Consider the following 14,403-nt stretch of genomic DNA (forward strand, 5'->3'; position numbering starts at 1 on the left):
AACTGGACTCATGTAAGAAGGCTTATTGGCTGGGACAGATTTGATACCCAAAAAGCTGTTGATGCTATGAATGACCTTTACAGAAACGAACTAAGGCTATTTATGAACCTCTTCATGCCTTCTGTTAAACTTATTCAGTGTAAACGTATTGGTTCAAAACTTATACGTAAGTATGACGAACCCAAAACACCTCTGGCACGCCTTTTGGCTTCGGAACTTGCCAATACACAAAAAATCAAAGACCTGGTTAACCTACGCAACTCATTGAACCCTTTCCAACTATCACAAACTATTGATAAAAAATTAACACGCATTGGGAAAATGGCTAATCATAAACGCGTTGCTAATTCTAATTTCACCATTAACCTTTCAAACAACAAAACAGTTAAATTAACTCAAATAGAAAAAGATACTTTAACAGAATTATCTAAGTATTTCCCGGGATTAAAAGTAGTTACAAAAACACCAAATACCAATGCTAAATTTACTAATCCCAAAGTTACATTTTAGATGGCGCGACATGCACCTACTAAAGTTACCTTTTTAGATGGCTTGACAGGTTGATTTTAAAAATATCATTTTTAAATTAACCTTTACTCATTTGAGATGTTAACTCGAGCATGGGAAGAAACATCGCGAGCACCATCCCGCCAATTACTCCACCCATAAAGACAATAATCAAAGGTTCTATCATGCTTGTCATCCCTTTAACGGCATCGTCAACCTCTCTGTCGTAAAAACTTGCAATTTTTGTCAACATCATATCCAGTGTTCCGGTTTCTTCTCCTACAGAAATCATTTGGATGACCATGGGCGGGAATATTTTGCTTCGTTTTAAGGGTTCGGTAATCCTTTCACCTTCGCGGATAGCTTCTTTTGCGCTTAGGAGAGCATTCTCAATAACCAGATTTCCGCTGGTTTTTGCTACGGTTTCAAGCGCCTGCAGAATAGGTACTCCCGATTTAACTAATGTGCCGAGAGTACTGGTAAATTTTGCTATACTCATTTTTCTGATCATTATGCCAAAAACAGGAATATTAATTTTAAGATTATCCACCTTTAACGCGAAATTCCTTGAACGTTTAATCCCTTGTTTAAAGCCTATAAATCCGCCAATGCCAAATAGGATGAGAATCATTAGATATTTCTGAAGAAAACTACTCAGTGCTAACAATACTCTGGTCGGCAAGGGTAATTTCACGCCCATTTCCCCAAAAATCGCTGAAAATTTTGGTATTACTACAATAAGCATAAAAGCAGAAGCGCCTACGGCAATACAAGCAACGACTATGGGGTACATCATAGCGCCTTTAATTTTGCCTTTTAACTCTTCCGACGATTCCAAATAACTTGAAAGCCTGTCCAGAATTATATCAAGAATACCGCCGATTTCTCCGGCTTTTACCATGGAAATGTATAACTCACTAAAGGCTGCAGGATGTTTTTTCATAGCATCTGCGATAGAAATACCGGATTCAATATCCTCCCTGATTTTGCTTATGACTTTTTTAAAATTTTTATTTTCTGCTTGTTCCTCCAAAATGCTTAAACCCTGCACGATCGGGACTCCGGATGAAACTAACGTAGAGAGCTGTCTGGAAAAAAGACACAAGTCTTTTGCAGGCACCCCTTTTCCAAAAGGAAGAAGATTCATCAATGAAGTCAAGCCTCTTTTTTTTACTTCATTGATTTCTAGAACGATGAATTTTTGCGCATGCAATTTTTCCATAGCCATGCGCAGGTCCGAGGCTTCAAGTAAACCAGTCGAAATCCCGCCCGAAGGCGCCTTGACTTTATAGTTGAATTGTCCCATAAATTAAACAACCCTCTGTGAACGAATGCTATATTTTTGGTGCGGGTACATTTTCTTTTTGTATCAATCTTTTTAAGTCTTCCGAGTCGGTTGTATGCATTAGCGCTTCCTGGTATGTTATTTGTCTGCGCAAATAGAGGTTAGCCAGAGCCATATTCATAGTCTGCATTCCAAATTTGCCTCCGGTTTGCATGGAAAGGTATATCTGTTCCGTTTTCATGTCTCGGATCAAATTACGTATTGCCGGGGTTACTATTAATACTTCCGCAGCAAGGACTCTGCCTGTTCCAGAAGCGTGGGCTAAGAGAGTTTGCGAGAAAACTGTCTGCAGAGTGAATGATAATTGGGAGCGCACCTGAGATTGCTGGTGCGGCGGAAAGACATCAACCATGCGGTTTATTGACGATGCGGCATCAGTAGTATGTAAAGTAGCAAAAACTAAATGGCCCGTTTCGGCAATTGTGATTGCGCTTTGAATAGTATCCAGGTCTCTCATTTCGCCGACAAGAATAATATCCGGATCCTGCCTTAAAACATATTTTAGGGCTGTTGAAAACGAGTTTGTATCCGATCCAACTTCTCTTTGATTGACTACTGATTTTTTGTGAATGTGTATATATTCAATCGGGTCTTCTACTGTCATAATATGCGATTGTTTGTGCTCGTTTAAAAAATCTATCATTGAAGCCAGGGTTGTGGTTTTACCGCTTCCAGTCGGGCCGGTAACCAGGATAAGCCCCTTAGGGATTTTCATAACTTCATAGGCTACAGCAGGAATGCCCAATTCTTCAAAAGTAGGAATTTTGTTTGGAATTGAGCGGAAAGCGGCTCCGAGTGTGCCTCTTTGGCGGTAAACGTTCATTCTAACCCTGCCGACGCCTTTTATACCGAAAGACAAATCAAGTTCATTGTTTGCTTCAAATTTTTCTTTCTGAGTGTCAGTCAGGAGCGAATAGATTAATCTCTGGCATAAATCCGGTGTTAATTTTTCATATTCTGTGGGAACCAGTTCACCGTCTATTCTCAGCATCGGAGGTATACCGTTGGTCAAATGCAAATCGCTTGCATTTTTCTCCACCATCAACAAAAGTAAATCCTGCATATTTAAAATTCCGCTTGACATTTTGTGCTCCCCTTAAACTGTTTCTACGTCCGTGTCACCTGTCGTCACCCTCAGAACTTCTTCCACAGTTGTTACTCCGCCGAGAAGTTTTCGCAGTCCGCTCTCGCGCAGTGTTAACATCCCATTTTTTCTGGCTAACTGCTTAACTTTGTGTGTAGGCTCTTTATTTAAAATGAGTTCTTTCATTTCATCACTCATTTCCATTACTTCATAACAGCCTAAGCGGCCTTTATAACCCCTTGAACAATTTTTGCATCCTTTTCCCCTGTAGAGGGTAGCAGTATTTTTACCGCCGAATTGTTCCGGTTTTACGCCCAATGCTATAAGATGTTCAACAGGAACCTCGTAAGGCTCTTTACAATTTTTACATATAGTTCTCAACAATCTCTGTGCAATTACCATTGCGACTGTTGATGTTGTTAAAAATGGTTCAACACCCATATTTGACAACCTGGTGACAGTGCTTGCAGCGTCGTTTGTGTGCAAAGTGGCAAAAACCAGGTGTCCAGTTAAAGCTGCATTGATAGCGATTTCTGCTGTTTCCTTGTCACGAATTTCTCCTACTAGGATTATGTTCGGGTCTTGCCTTAAAAATGACCTTAAACCCGCGGCGAAGGTGAGCCCTATATCAGCTCTCACATGGACCTGATTAATGCCTTCTATAACAAATTCAACCGGATCTTCTATAGTCGAAATGTTGATATCTGGCTGGTTCAGTGTAGTTAAAGCCGAATACAGAGTAGTTGATTTTCCGCTTCCTGTAGGACCCATGACAAGGTTTATTCCAAAAGGCAATTGAATATTTTTTTCAAATATTGAAAGAGTTTCCGGTTCAAGCCCGAGTTTATGAAGGTCTACGCAAAGCGCGCTTGCGTCGAGAATACGCATGGCTATTTTTTCTCCGTTAATCATGGGCAAAACGGAAACACGGAAGGATATTTCTTTGTTCATAATCTTTATTTTTATCCTTCCGTCCTGGGGTAAGCGGTGTTCTGCTATATCCAGGTTAGCCATAATTTTTAATCTCGAAATTACAGCATTCTGCATTTTTTTCGGCGGGCCCTGTTGTTCGTGAAGCACTCCGTCAACTCTGAAACGCACTCGGAGGATTTTTTCATAAGGTTCAATGTGTATATCGCTTGCTTTTTGTTTGATTGCGCTTGTCAAAATAAAATTTACAATTTTAATAACTGGGGCCTCTTCCGACATCGCTTCAAGAGTGATATTGTCGGTTTCAACTTCTTTTTCTTTAAGAATTTCCAAGTTTGCTTCTTCTATGGTTATGGTTGATTCGATGTTTTTCAAGACATTTTCCATAGAACCCTTTACCGTATAATATTTTTCAATAGAATCCTTGATCTCTTTTTCAGAAGAAATCACAACCTGTATATCATAACCGGTCATAACTTTTAAATCATCTATCGCAAAAATATTGAATGGATCAGCCATTGCTATAGTCAGTATTTTACCTTTTTTTTCAATAGGAATTAATGTTTGATGCCTTATAATGCTTTCAGGCACGGATTCCAAGGCTTCTTCAGAGATTTCACCGAATTCAAAGAGAGAGATAAATTGCATGCCGGCTTGTTTGCCCAGAAAGGCTAAAAGCACTTCTTCGGTTACATAGCCAAGCTGCACCAGGATATAGCCTAATTTGCCTCCTGATTGTTTCTGTATATCAAGAGCTTCTTTATGTTGTTCCGGGGTTAGTATCCCCAGGTTAACCAACATTTCACCTAACTTTTTTAAAGGTATTACTTCTTGTCTTGCCATGATTATTTACTAAATTTCTCCTTGATTTTTTTAGCAACATTTGTAGGGACTAAATTATCAATTTTACCCCCCAGTCCGGCAATTTCTTTTACAAGGCTTGAGGATAAAAAGGTATAACTTTCATCGGGAATGAAAAAAATAGTTTCAATTTTTTTGCTCAATCTGCGGTTCATTAATGCAAGCTGGACCTCATATTCAAAATCACTTATTGCCCTGAGTCCTCTTATAATTACGGTAGCTTTCTTTTTTTTTACATATTCGACAAGCAGCCCTGAAAAAATGTCCACTTCAACGTTTTTGAGTTTTTTTATAGATTGAACAAGCATAAGCTTGCGTTCTTCAACTGTAAAGGTAGACTTCTTGTTAGTATTATCTGTTACGGCAATTACAACTTTATCGAAGATCTTACTGCTGCGAAATATTATTTCGGTATGGCCGTTGGTTGGAGGGTCAAAACTGCCCGGATATACTGCAATTTTCATGAGTATAACATATATTATTTATGGGCGTTTGTCAATATTTTCACCAGTTAATTTTCAACAGTTAACCGACAGGGAATAAACTGAGTTTTTTTGAATATTTCTCAAGTAATTCGTTTTTTAAATCAAGATATTCGGGGTTTCCAGTGAGTTTTCCGTTTGAAATAATTTCTTCAGCAGTTTTTTTTGCGGAATTTATTACATCTGTATCTTTCGTGATACTGCCGATTTTCAGTTCCGATAATCCGTGTTGGGCTGTTCCAAAAAATTCTCCCTGCCCGCGCAATTCCATGTCTGTTTCGGCAATTTTGAATCCATCATTAGTTGAAAGCATTGTTTCAATTCTTCTTTTCGAATCTTCTGTTTTGAGGGTGCCGATAAGCAGGCAAAAAGATTCCATGCTGCTTTTTCTTCCTACACGGCCGCGCAATTGGTGAAGAGTCGCAAGGCCGAACCTGTCTGCATGTTCTATGGCAATTACATTCGCATTCGGCACATCTATGCCCACCTCTATGACTGTAGTTGCAATCAGAATATCAAATTTATTTTCTTTAAACTCAAGCATTATTTTTTCTTTTTCCCGCCCTTTTAATTGGCCGTGCAGTAATCCCACCCTGAACTCACGGAATTCTGTCTCCGCAAGATGTTTGGCCTGGGTAACTGCTGATTTAAGCTCAACTTTATCTGATTCCTCAACGAGCGGAAAAACAATATACGCCTGGAACCCTTTTTTGATTTCTCTTCTGATAAATTGGTAAGCATCTTTGTCAGAAGTATGAATGGTTTTTACCGGCAGCCTGCCTGGAGGCATTTCGTCTAATGTTGAAATATCCATATCGCCATAAACTGTCAATGCCAGAGTCCTGGGTATCGGTGTGGCTGTCATAATTAACGTATCGGTTGAGCTTTTTTCTTTTAGAAGCTGTCTTTGAGCCACGCCGAATTTGTGTTGTTCATCGATAACTATTAAGGACAAATATTTAAATTTAATTTTTTGTTCAATCAACGCATGGGTTCCGATTACAATGTTTATTTCTCCGTTTTGTAATTTTTGAATTGTGGTTTTTTTAATACTTGCAGAAGTTGACCCGGTTAAAAGGCCGACGCGAATGTTGAGCCCGTTAATGAATTGTTTTATGGTATAAAAATGCTGTTCAGCCAGTATTTCCGTAGGCGCCATAAAAGCAACCTGATATCCATTTTCTATCGCAAGAAGTACCGCACTTAGCGCTACAACGGTTTTTCCCGAGCCCACATCACCTATAAGAAGCCTGTTCATGGGCTGTGCGCGCTGCATGTCCGAAAAAATTTCATTAATAACTTTTTTTTGAGCTTTAGTGAACTCAAAATTCAGATTGTTTTTGAAGGGAGTCAAGTATTTTTTTAATATCGTGTATGAGTGCGGTTTATCTTTTTCTAAATATTGTTTCCTTGATAGCTGCATAGCAAGCTCGAGCAGTATAAATTCATCAAAAGCGAGCTTCTTATGTGCTGTTTTTAAAGATGAAAATTCATCAGGAAAATGAATTTGTTCCAGGGCCTTTTTTGAACTAATGAGTCCATTTTTTCTGCGGATTTCTTCTGGAATAGTTTCTGGATAAAAACAGGAATACTTTTCTGAAGCTGTTTTTATCAGGGTTCTTAAAAATTTGCCATTAATTCCGTCGGTCAGCGGGTAAATGGGCACAATACGATTTGTGTGTATTGTGCTATAGCCTGCTTCAGAAATCAATTCATATTCCTCTACTTTGATTTGTTTAGAATTATAAAATTTTTCTATTTTCCCGTGGAGTATTATTTTTGCTCCGTAAGAGAAGTCCTTTTTTAATTTGCTAAACACATCGTATTTATAATTCGGTTTTCTGTAGAAGGTCGCATAAATAAGCCCGGTAGAGTCAGAGACGGCAGCCTTGAAAGCCCATAGGTAAGGATTGTGTTTCATCAAATCGGCAAGTTTAACTATGCCCGAAATGGTAGCTTTTTCATCTTCCTTCAATTCTGCGATTTTTTTGTACACTCTGCGGTCATCATATTCTTTTGGAAAATAGGTGAGTAACTCACAAATAGTGTTTATCCCTAATTTTGAGAGCAGTTTAGCTTTTTGAGGCCCTACGCTTTTAAGGAATTTTACCGGGTTAGAGAGAGGGGTAATATTCATGTGCTTTTGACATTTTATAATATAATTTGTATAATCTCAAATTGCGAAAATTCGTATTTATTTATTGGAGGATTTAAGATGTCATACAAATGCGTTGTTTGTGATAAAGGGCCTTCAGCCGGAAAAAATGTAAGCCATTCAAAGAGAGCAACACTTAGATTGTTCAGGCCGAATCTTCAAAAGATGAGAATTAAATTTGAAGGGTCTGTTCAGAGAGCTTATGTTTGTACAAAATGCCTTAAGGCAAATAAAGTGGAAAAAGTATTATAGTTTTTTAGATTATTTGCAGCTGATGAAGCCTTCTATAAAGCCCTTCTTTTTTAAAAAGCTCTTCATGTGTGCCTGTGTCTACAATACTGCCGTTTTCCAGGACAATTATTTTATCTGATTTTTTTATCGTGGCCAGCCTATGAGCGATAATTAATGTAGTCCTTCCCTCCATTAATTTTTCGAGAGCATTTTGCACTAATTGTTCTGATTCAGCATCCAGGTTGCTTGTTGCTTCATCCAGTAAAAGTATTTTTGGGTTTCTAATTAGAGCCCGCGCTATGGCTATTCTCTGCTTTTCGCCGCCGCTTAAAAATACGCCCCTCTCTCCGACTAAGGTGTTATATCCATTTGGAGCTTTTTCTATAAACGCATGCGCCTGGGCTAGTTTTGCGGCATTTACAATTTGTTCTTCGGTTGCATCAGGATTGCCGTAAGAAATATTGTAATGTATTGACTCATTGAATAAAATGGTTTCCTGCGTTACAATGCTCATCTGGCCGCGTAATGATTTCAACGTTCCTTCTTTGATATCCTTTCCGTCAAGTGTTATTGTTCCTTTTACAGGGTTGTAGAACCTTAAAAGCAGGTTTATTATCGTGGATTTTCCTGAGCCGGAAGGGCCTACGATTGCAACCACTTCTCCTGATTTTACTTCGAAATTTACATCTTTAAGCACTATATCATCTTTATCGTACTCAAAGCTGACATGTTTGAACTCAATTTCATTTTTAAACGGTTCAATTTCTTTTGCGTCATGGTTCTCGCTAACTTCCGGAACTTGGTTAAGTAATTCAAATATTCTTTCACTGGCAGAGATGGCCTGTTGTATTTGCGGATTGAGATTTGCAAAATTTTTTATCGGCTGGTAAATAGAAAATGCAGCAGCAAAGAAAGCAAAAAATGAACCAGGGGACCAAACTCCGGAAATAACGTCCTTGCCTGCAAAAAACAATACAAGCCCTACTGCAAAAGCACCGATAAATTCCATAAGCGGCGAAGATAAAGCCTCAATCTTTGTAAATCTCATAACCAGAGTATATAAGTCCCAATTGATCTTTTTGAACCTTTCTATTTCTGTCTTTTCCCTGTTAAAAGCCCTGGTGATATTGATAGCCATAATAGATTCCTGCAGGTTTGTATAGAGTTCAGCCATCTGTTTCTGCCCTTCTCTGGATAGATTGCGTAATCTTCTGGAGAAATTTATTATGGGAAAGGATACAAAAGGAAAAACGATAAAACTGATAAGCGCAAATTTCCAGTTGAGGTAAAAAAGCATGACGATTAGGACGATAACAGTTAATCCGTCGCAAACCAGAGTTGCCGGCGCCCTGTTCAACGCAAATTGGAGGGCAGAAATATCGTTTGTTAAACGCGACATTATTTTGCCCGTAGTGCCTTTTGAATAGAAACTCGTTGACAGCCTCTGCAATTGTTCGTACGATTTGTTTCTGATGTTAAGAGTTATTCTTTGGGCTATATAAGACATAAAATAATTCTTACCATAATTAAATAAACCAAGCAGGAAATAGGCTATGGGAATCGAACAGACTATGAAGTAGAGCGAGTGCATATCCTTGGCGATAAATACTTTATCTATCATCGGCTTAAGAAGATATCTTATAAGGCCCGTAAGGCCTGAAACTATTGCCATGCAGAAGAGCGCAACAAAAAATCTGCTTTTATAGGGTTTAAAGTATTTATACAGCTGTTTATAATCCATTTATCTTCTCCAAAATAAGTTTTGCTGTGCGGTTGTATACACCCGGTTCTCCAAGGATATCCCTGACATTTTCAAGCTTTTGTTTAATATCGGCTAATTTGTTTTCGTCCGAAATTATATTTAAAACTGTATTAGCAATTTTATCAGGCTGAGCGTCGCGCTGTAAAAACTCAGGGACCAGTTTTTCATTGGTCAATAAATTTGTAATTGTAACCGAAGACACCTTTATAATTGATTTGATTAGAAAATACAGGGGCCAGGGCAATTTGTACATCACAAGCATAGGCAAACCAATTAAAGTATTTTCCAAAGCTACCGTACCGCTTGTCGTTATGGCAAAATCAAAATTCGCTCTTGTTATATAATCAGATTCATAAAGAATCTCAAATCCGTCTTTTGGAACGTTCATGTAACAATTTTTTAAAGAATACAGGCCAATAATCTTAAATATAATTTGAGGGTATTTGTCTTTGATTAATTTGGCTGTATCGAGCATAGTTTGCAAATTCCAGGACACTACCTGTTTTCTGGATCCGGGGAACAATCCGATAGTGAAACCTTCTGAAGAAGAATTTTTTAAGGCCTTATGAGGCATTGTTGGGATAGTATCAAGCAAAGGGTTCCCGACAAAAGTAACGGGTACGCCGGCCTGGGAATAAATCTTTTCCTCAAACGGAAATATGACTGAAATATGATTTACAAATTCTTTAATTGCATTGATTCTTTCAGGCCTTGTGGCCCAAATTTGCGGGCTGATGAAGTAATAAACCGGTATATTCTGTTTTTGGGCCTGCTGTGCGAGTTTTATATTAAATCCATAAAAATCTACAGGTATTATTGCTGTTGGTTTGTTCTTTTTTAAGTAACCGGCTATGTCCTCGTTAAGTAACTTTTTTAAATTAAAATATTGTTTTACCGAAGGCAGTCCATGAAGATTAAGTCCGACAATATCATAGATGAAAGTATCACTGGTTTCATTTAGCTTTTTACCGCCTACAGCGCTTATATGAATCCCTGAGTTTAGTTTTTTAATTTCTCTGGCAAGATTTGCTGCATGCAGGTCCCCGGAAGGGTCGCCCGCTGAAATCAATATTTCCATAGGCCTATATTTCTGATTTGTGGATTTGAAGTTTATTCAGGATTTCAAGAGCAAGCGCGAGAGCATCTTTCCCATGCTCTCCTGTAACTAAAGGAGATTTGCCTTCCCTTACGCAATCGATAAAATGTTCAAGCTCTTTTCTAAGGGGCTCCAAGCGTTCCGTTTTTGGGCTGGAGATTTCTATATCCTTCATTGAAGCGGCATCCTCGGATTTTTTTCTGTATATCCTGTATCTTTGGGCTGCATAATCAACAGAGATGTACGCGTCAGGCTGGAAAATACGCAGTTTTCGATATTTCCCGAATGAAGCCCTGCTGGCTGACAGGTCTGCTATACACCCGTTATGAAATCTTAGCCGCACTTTAACAATATCTTCATGTTTAGAGAATATTTTTGTCCCATAGGCTTCCAAATCTTTCACTTTGCTTCCTGCAAGAAACGGTATAATGTCTAAATCATGAATCATCAGGTCCAGGACCACTCCTACGTCTGCTACCCTTGGGTCATAAGGCCCGAGCCTGTCCGATTCAATGAATTTTGGATTTTTAATATGTTTTTGCAACGATAAAATCGCTCCGTTGAACCTTTCGATATGCCCGATTTGCAGCACAACGCTGTTTTTTTGGGCGAGCTGTATCAATTCTTCTGCGTGGCTGACTTCAGTGGTAAATGGTTTCTCAATCAGGCAGTGTTTGCCTGCAGCCAGAACTTCCTTTCCTATTGAATAATGCAGCGTAGTAGGGACCACGATACTTACAGCATCAGCGCCTTTAATTGCTTCCCTGAAATCGGTATAGCCTTTTGTCTGGAATTGAGTTGAAATTTTTTCAGAGCGTTTTTCGTTTAAATCAACTATACCGGTCAGCGTTACACCCGGAATTTGCGAATAATTTCTTGCATGGTGCTGTCCAAGGTTGCCCACTCCGATTACGCAAACATTGATTTGTCGCATTATTTCCTCTTTAATGCCCCATGCTAGTCGCTAGGAAGACTCTGGGGCATATTCCCCTATACCCCTACGATAGATATTCCATATTTGTCGGCTAAAGCGAAAACCTCTTCTTTGTTGATTATACAGGTTTTGCCTGCTTCAATCGCCAATGTTTTTGACTTTATTTTTTTCATATTTTTAATTGTCCTGGTGCCAATAACCGGTAAATCAAACCGGAGGTCCTGGTGTAGTTTTGCAACTTTTATTATGACGGTCCCCGGCCCGGCCATTTTGCCTGAACGAATTATACAAATATCTGTGCCTTCAAGGGCTTCAATGGCTATAACGCATTTATTTTTTACAACTATCGTTTGGCCGATATCATGCCTGGATAATTCTTTAGCAAGAGGAAAGCCGAAGTTAATATCATCATTGCTCATTATATCCGGTTTAGATTCGGTGAGAATACCTTTTTTCGCTAGATTGTTTTCAAGAATTGGAAGAATCTGAAGCAATTCAATACCCTGTGTTTTTAACGCATTGGCTATACCGCCAAGGATTGAATCTGCTTTTTTATCCTTGATGTTGTCAAGTATTCCCTGCATCACGGAATCAAGTTTCAGGTTTTTGTCAAATAACCGTTTGTGGCTTATTAAACCGGCAATAATGGCTTTATCAACTTTTTTTAATTTGAAATAATCAATCGCTTTGCCAAGTGCGCCAAATTCGAATAATTGAAATTCTTTCACGTATTGCTTTATTTTGTTATTTGTTTCACCTTTAAAACCGGTTGCATAAATTCCCGTATTTCCGGAATATTTCTTTATTTCTTCAGCGATAAGAATAGGGAATTTCCCCCTGCCTGAAATAATGCCGATTTTTTGAGGTAAGTTCATATTTTTGTTAAAGCTGTCCGGCAGAATCCCCGCTTTGATGTTTTCACAAAATTTATCAAATGGGTGACTTCTTCCCCCATGTTTTCTTCTTCTTGCATTTTTTCTACGATTTTTAGAGCTTCAGTGAACATTGTTTTTGATTCAAAAAGCTGCCAATAAACTTTCTTGATGTTTTTTATGGCCTGTGGAGTTATCCCGTGCCTTCTTAACCCTACTTTATTAAGACCGTATAGTTTTGCCCGGTCGCCGTTTGCGAGCATGTAGGGCAGAATATCCTGAGTTATCATAGCTCCTCCGCCAAGCATTGCAAGCCTGCCAATGCGGACAAATTGGTGCGCTGCTGCAAGGGCTCCAAGGATAGCTCCGAATTCAACAAGGACATGACCGCCGAGAGAAGCGCAATTAGCCATGTAAATATTGTCTTCAAGTATTGAATCGTGGCCGACATGAGAATAGGCCATAAGAAAGCAATTGCTGCCCACTTTCGTGGATTCATTTATTGACCCTCTGTGAATGGTAACAAATTCCCTTATGGCGTTATTATTTCCAATAATACAATTATTCGAACCGCCTTTGAATTTTGTATCCTGTGCATCATTGCCCAGGGCTACATGGTTCGAAATTTTATTGTTTTCACCGATTTGGCAATATTGGATAAAAGTGTAAGGGCCGATTGTTGTATTTTTTCCGATAGAAACATTTTTGCCGATGATTGCATAAGGGCCTATATCAACTGATTTGTCTATTTGAGCGCTTTTATCAACTATGGCAGTAGGGTGTATCATAATTTATTCTCCGCGGGTTTATCAACTATAATAAACATAAATTCAGTCTCGGTTATTAGTTCGCCGTTTATGAAGGCCTCGCCTTTAACTGTTCCTGACCTGCCTCTGGCGCGAATGACTTCTATTTTCAATTCAATTGTATTTCCCGGCAAAGCGGGTTTACGGAACTTTGTTTTATCAATAGTCATAAAATAAGCCAGTTTGTTGGTTAAATCCGGGCGAGACAGGAAGAGCACACAGGCTGTTTGCGCAAGGGATTCAACTATCAGCACACCAGGCATAATCGGGCTTCCCGGGAAATGCCCGCGGAAAAAATCTTCTTTTCCTGTAAGAATTTTTTTACCTATAGCGCTTTTCCCGGCTTCGGTGATGGTAACTTTGTCAATCATTAGAAAAGGATCCCGGTGAGGAATGATTTGTTTTATTTCCTCAACATTTAATTCACGTCCTACGATGTTGTCTAAGTTTGTTTCTGGCATTTTTTCTTCCCCTTTATTTTCTTTACGAGACACGGATTCTTCAATTTTTTTTACAAAATTTATATTATGTTTGTGTCCCGAACATTTCACTTTTATGCGCGCTTTTAGCGGCCTGCCAAGCAGGTATAAATCACCTATTACGTCGAGAAGCTTGTGCCTGACGAACTCGTCATTGTATCTTAATTTTTCAGGATTGTGAATTTTGTCCATTCCGATAACTACTGCATTATGCAGGCCGCCGCCTTTTGCAAGACCCTTTTTATGGAGAGTTTCAATTTCGTAGTCAAAACAAAAGGTCCGGGCCTGGGAAATCTCATTGATAAAGTTTTCAGGAGTTATAGTAAGTTCTAACCGTTGAATTCCGATAAGCGGATGATTATATTCAATTTCGTAGTCAATTATCAAATTATCGCTGGGAAATGCGCTTAATTCAACTTTGATTTTTTCTTCGGAAATGTAAGTTACGGGATTTTGCAGGGTTATATAATTTTTGGGAACATCCTGTTCGACTATACCTGCCTTTTTTAAGTAATCTATAAAAGGTTTTGCGCTTCCGTCAAAAATAGGAGGCTCATTGTTGTCAAGAATTATTTCAATGTTATCTATGCCAAGCCCGTAAAGAGCCGCAAGAAGGTGTTCAACGGTATAGACCATCGGTGTATCATTAACACCGATAGTAGTGCCCCTTAATAATCCCATAACATTACTCACGCGGGCAGGTATTACCGGATGGCCCGGCAAGTCTTTTCTGATGAATTTTACGCCATAATTGACAGGTGCAGGCTTAAACGTCAATTTAGTGACGTTGCCTGTGTGCAGGCCCTTGCCCTTAATTGTCAGTTCTTTGGAAATCGTTTTTTGATTTTCCATAATCCTT

The 14,403-nt window shown here is 38.9% G+C and carries 13 protein-coding genes; 2 read left to right on the forward strand and 11 right to left on the reverse strand.

Translation table 11 applies throughout. The features are described 5' to 3' along the window. On the forward strand, nucleotides 1–510 hold a 510-nt coding region (locus KKH91_03080; GenBank protein MBU0951797.1), incomplete at its 5' end, for a hypothetical protein. Between the two features lie 76 nt (nucleotides 511–586). Here the strand turns inward: KKH91_03080 and KKH91_03085 are convergent. From KKH91_03085 to recG, 5 genes are all read right to left on the reverse strand, one after another. Beyond that, nucleotides 587–1,813: a type II secretion system F family protein gene (locus KKH91_03085; protein ID MBU0951798.1), complete on the reverse strand. Its 1,227-nt coding sequence runs from the start codon at nucleotides 1,811–1,813 to the stop codon at nucleotides 587–589. Between the two features lie 28 nt (nucleotides 1,814–1,841). After that, nucleotides 1,842–2,924 (reverse strand): type IV pilus twitching motility protein PilT, encoded by a 1,083-nt coding sequence (locus tag KKH91_03090; GenBank protein ID MBU0951799.1) that lies wholly within the window; start codon nucleotides 2,922–2,924, stop codon nucleotides 1,842–1,844. Nucleotides 2,925–2,948: 24 nt separating this feature from the next. Then, nucleotides 2,949–4,691, reverse strand: a complete 1,743-nt coding sequence (gene pilB / locus KKH91_03095; protein ID MBU0951800.1) for a type IV-A pilus assembly ATPase PilB — start codon at nucleotides 4,689–4,691, stop codon at nucleotides 2,949–2,951. 20 nt (nucleotides 4,692–4,711) lie between these two features. Then, entirely contained in the window at nucleotides 4,712–5,191 is a 480-nt protein-coding gene (gene coaD, locus KKH91_03100; protein ID MBU0951801.1) for a pantetheine-phosphate adenylyltransferase, read from the reverse strand. Between the two features lie 61 nt (nucleotides 5,192–5,252). Further along, complete coding sequence (gene recG, locus KKH91_03105; protein MBU0951802.1) at nucleotides 5,253–7,346, reverse strand: ATP-dependent DNA helicase RecG; 2,094 nt, start codon at nucleotides 7,344–7,346, stop codon at nucleotides 5,253–5,255. Between the two features lie 78 nt (nucleotides 7,347–7,424). Here recG and rpmB point away from each other — a divergent pair, with 78 nt between their 5' ends. Then, complete coding sequence (gene rpmB / locus KKH91_03110; GenBank protein ID MBU0951803.1) at nucleotides 7,425–7,616, forward strand: 50S ribosomal protein L28; 192 nt, start codon at nucleotides 7,425–7,427, stop codon at nucleotides 7,614–7,616. Between the two features lie 4 nt (nucleotides 7,617–7,620). Here the strand turns inward: rpmB and KKH91_03115 are convergent, their stop codons facing one another. From KKH91_03115 to KKH91_03140, 6 genes are read right to left on the reverse strand one after another with little or no spacing between them, the layout of a single operon-like run. After that, entirely contained in the window at nucleotides 7,621–9,336 is a 1,716-nt protein-coding gene (locus KKH91_03115) for an ABC transporter ATP-binding protein/permease (protein MBU0951804.1), read from the reverse strand. After that, nucleotides 9,326–10,435: a lipid-A-disaccharide synthase gene (gene lpxB / locus KKH91_03120; GenBank protein MBU0951805.1), complete on the reverse strand. Its 1,110-nt coding sequence runs from the start codon at nucleotides 10,433–10,435 to the stop codon at nucleotides 9,326–9,328. The genes KKH91_03115 and lpxB overlap by 11 nt, the downstream gene beginning before the upstream one ends. A gap of 4 nt (nucleotides 10,436–10,439) precedes the next feature. Then, nucleotides 10,440–11,387, reverse strand: coding sequence for a Gfo/Idh/MocA family oxidoreductase (locus tag KKH91_03125; protein ID MBU0951806.1), 948 nt, complete (start codon nucleotides 11,385–11,387; stop codon nucleotides 10,440–10,442). A gap of 56 nt (nucleotides 11,388–11,443) precedes the next feature. Then, complete coding sequence (gene lpxI, locus KKH91_03130) at nucleotides 11,444–12,262, reverse strand: UDP-2,3-diacylglucosamine diphosphatase LpxI (protein ID MBU0951807.1); 819 nt, start codon at nucleotides 12,260–12,262, stop codon at nucleotides 11,444–11,446. Beyond that, a complete protein-coding gene (gene lpxA / locus KKH91_03135) occupies nucleotides 12,259–13,047 on the reverse strand; it encodes an acyl-ACP--UDP-N-acetylglucosamine O-acyltransferase (protein ID MBU0951808.1) in 789 nt (262 codons plus the stop codon). Before lpxA ends, lpxI begins: the two co-directional genes overlap by 4 nt. Next, nucleotides 13,044–14,396, reverse strand: coding sequence for a bifunctional UDP-3-O-[3-hydroxymyristoyl] N-acetylglucosamine deacetylase/3-hydroxyacyl-ACP dehydratase (locus tag KKH91_03140; GenBank protein MBU0951809.1), 1,353 nt, complete (start codon nucleotides 14,394–14,396; stop codon nucleotides 13,044–13,046). The genes lpxA and KKH91_03140 overlap by 4 nt, the downstream gene beginning before the upstream one ends. Nucleotides 14,397–14,403: the final 7 nt, after the last annotated feature.

The organism is Elusimicrobiota bacterium (genome assembly GCA_018816525.1).
Taxonomy (GTDB): Bacteria; Elusimicrobiota; Endomicrobiia; order CG1-02-37-114; family XYA2-FULL-39-19; genus OXYB2-FULL-48-7.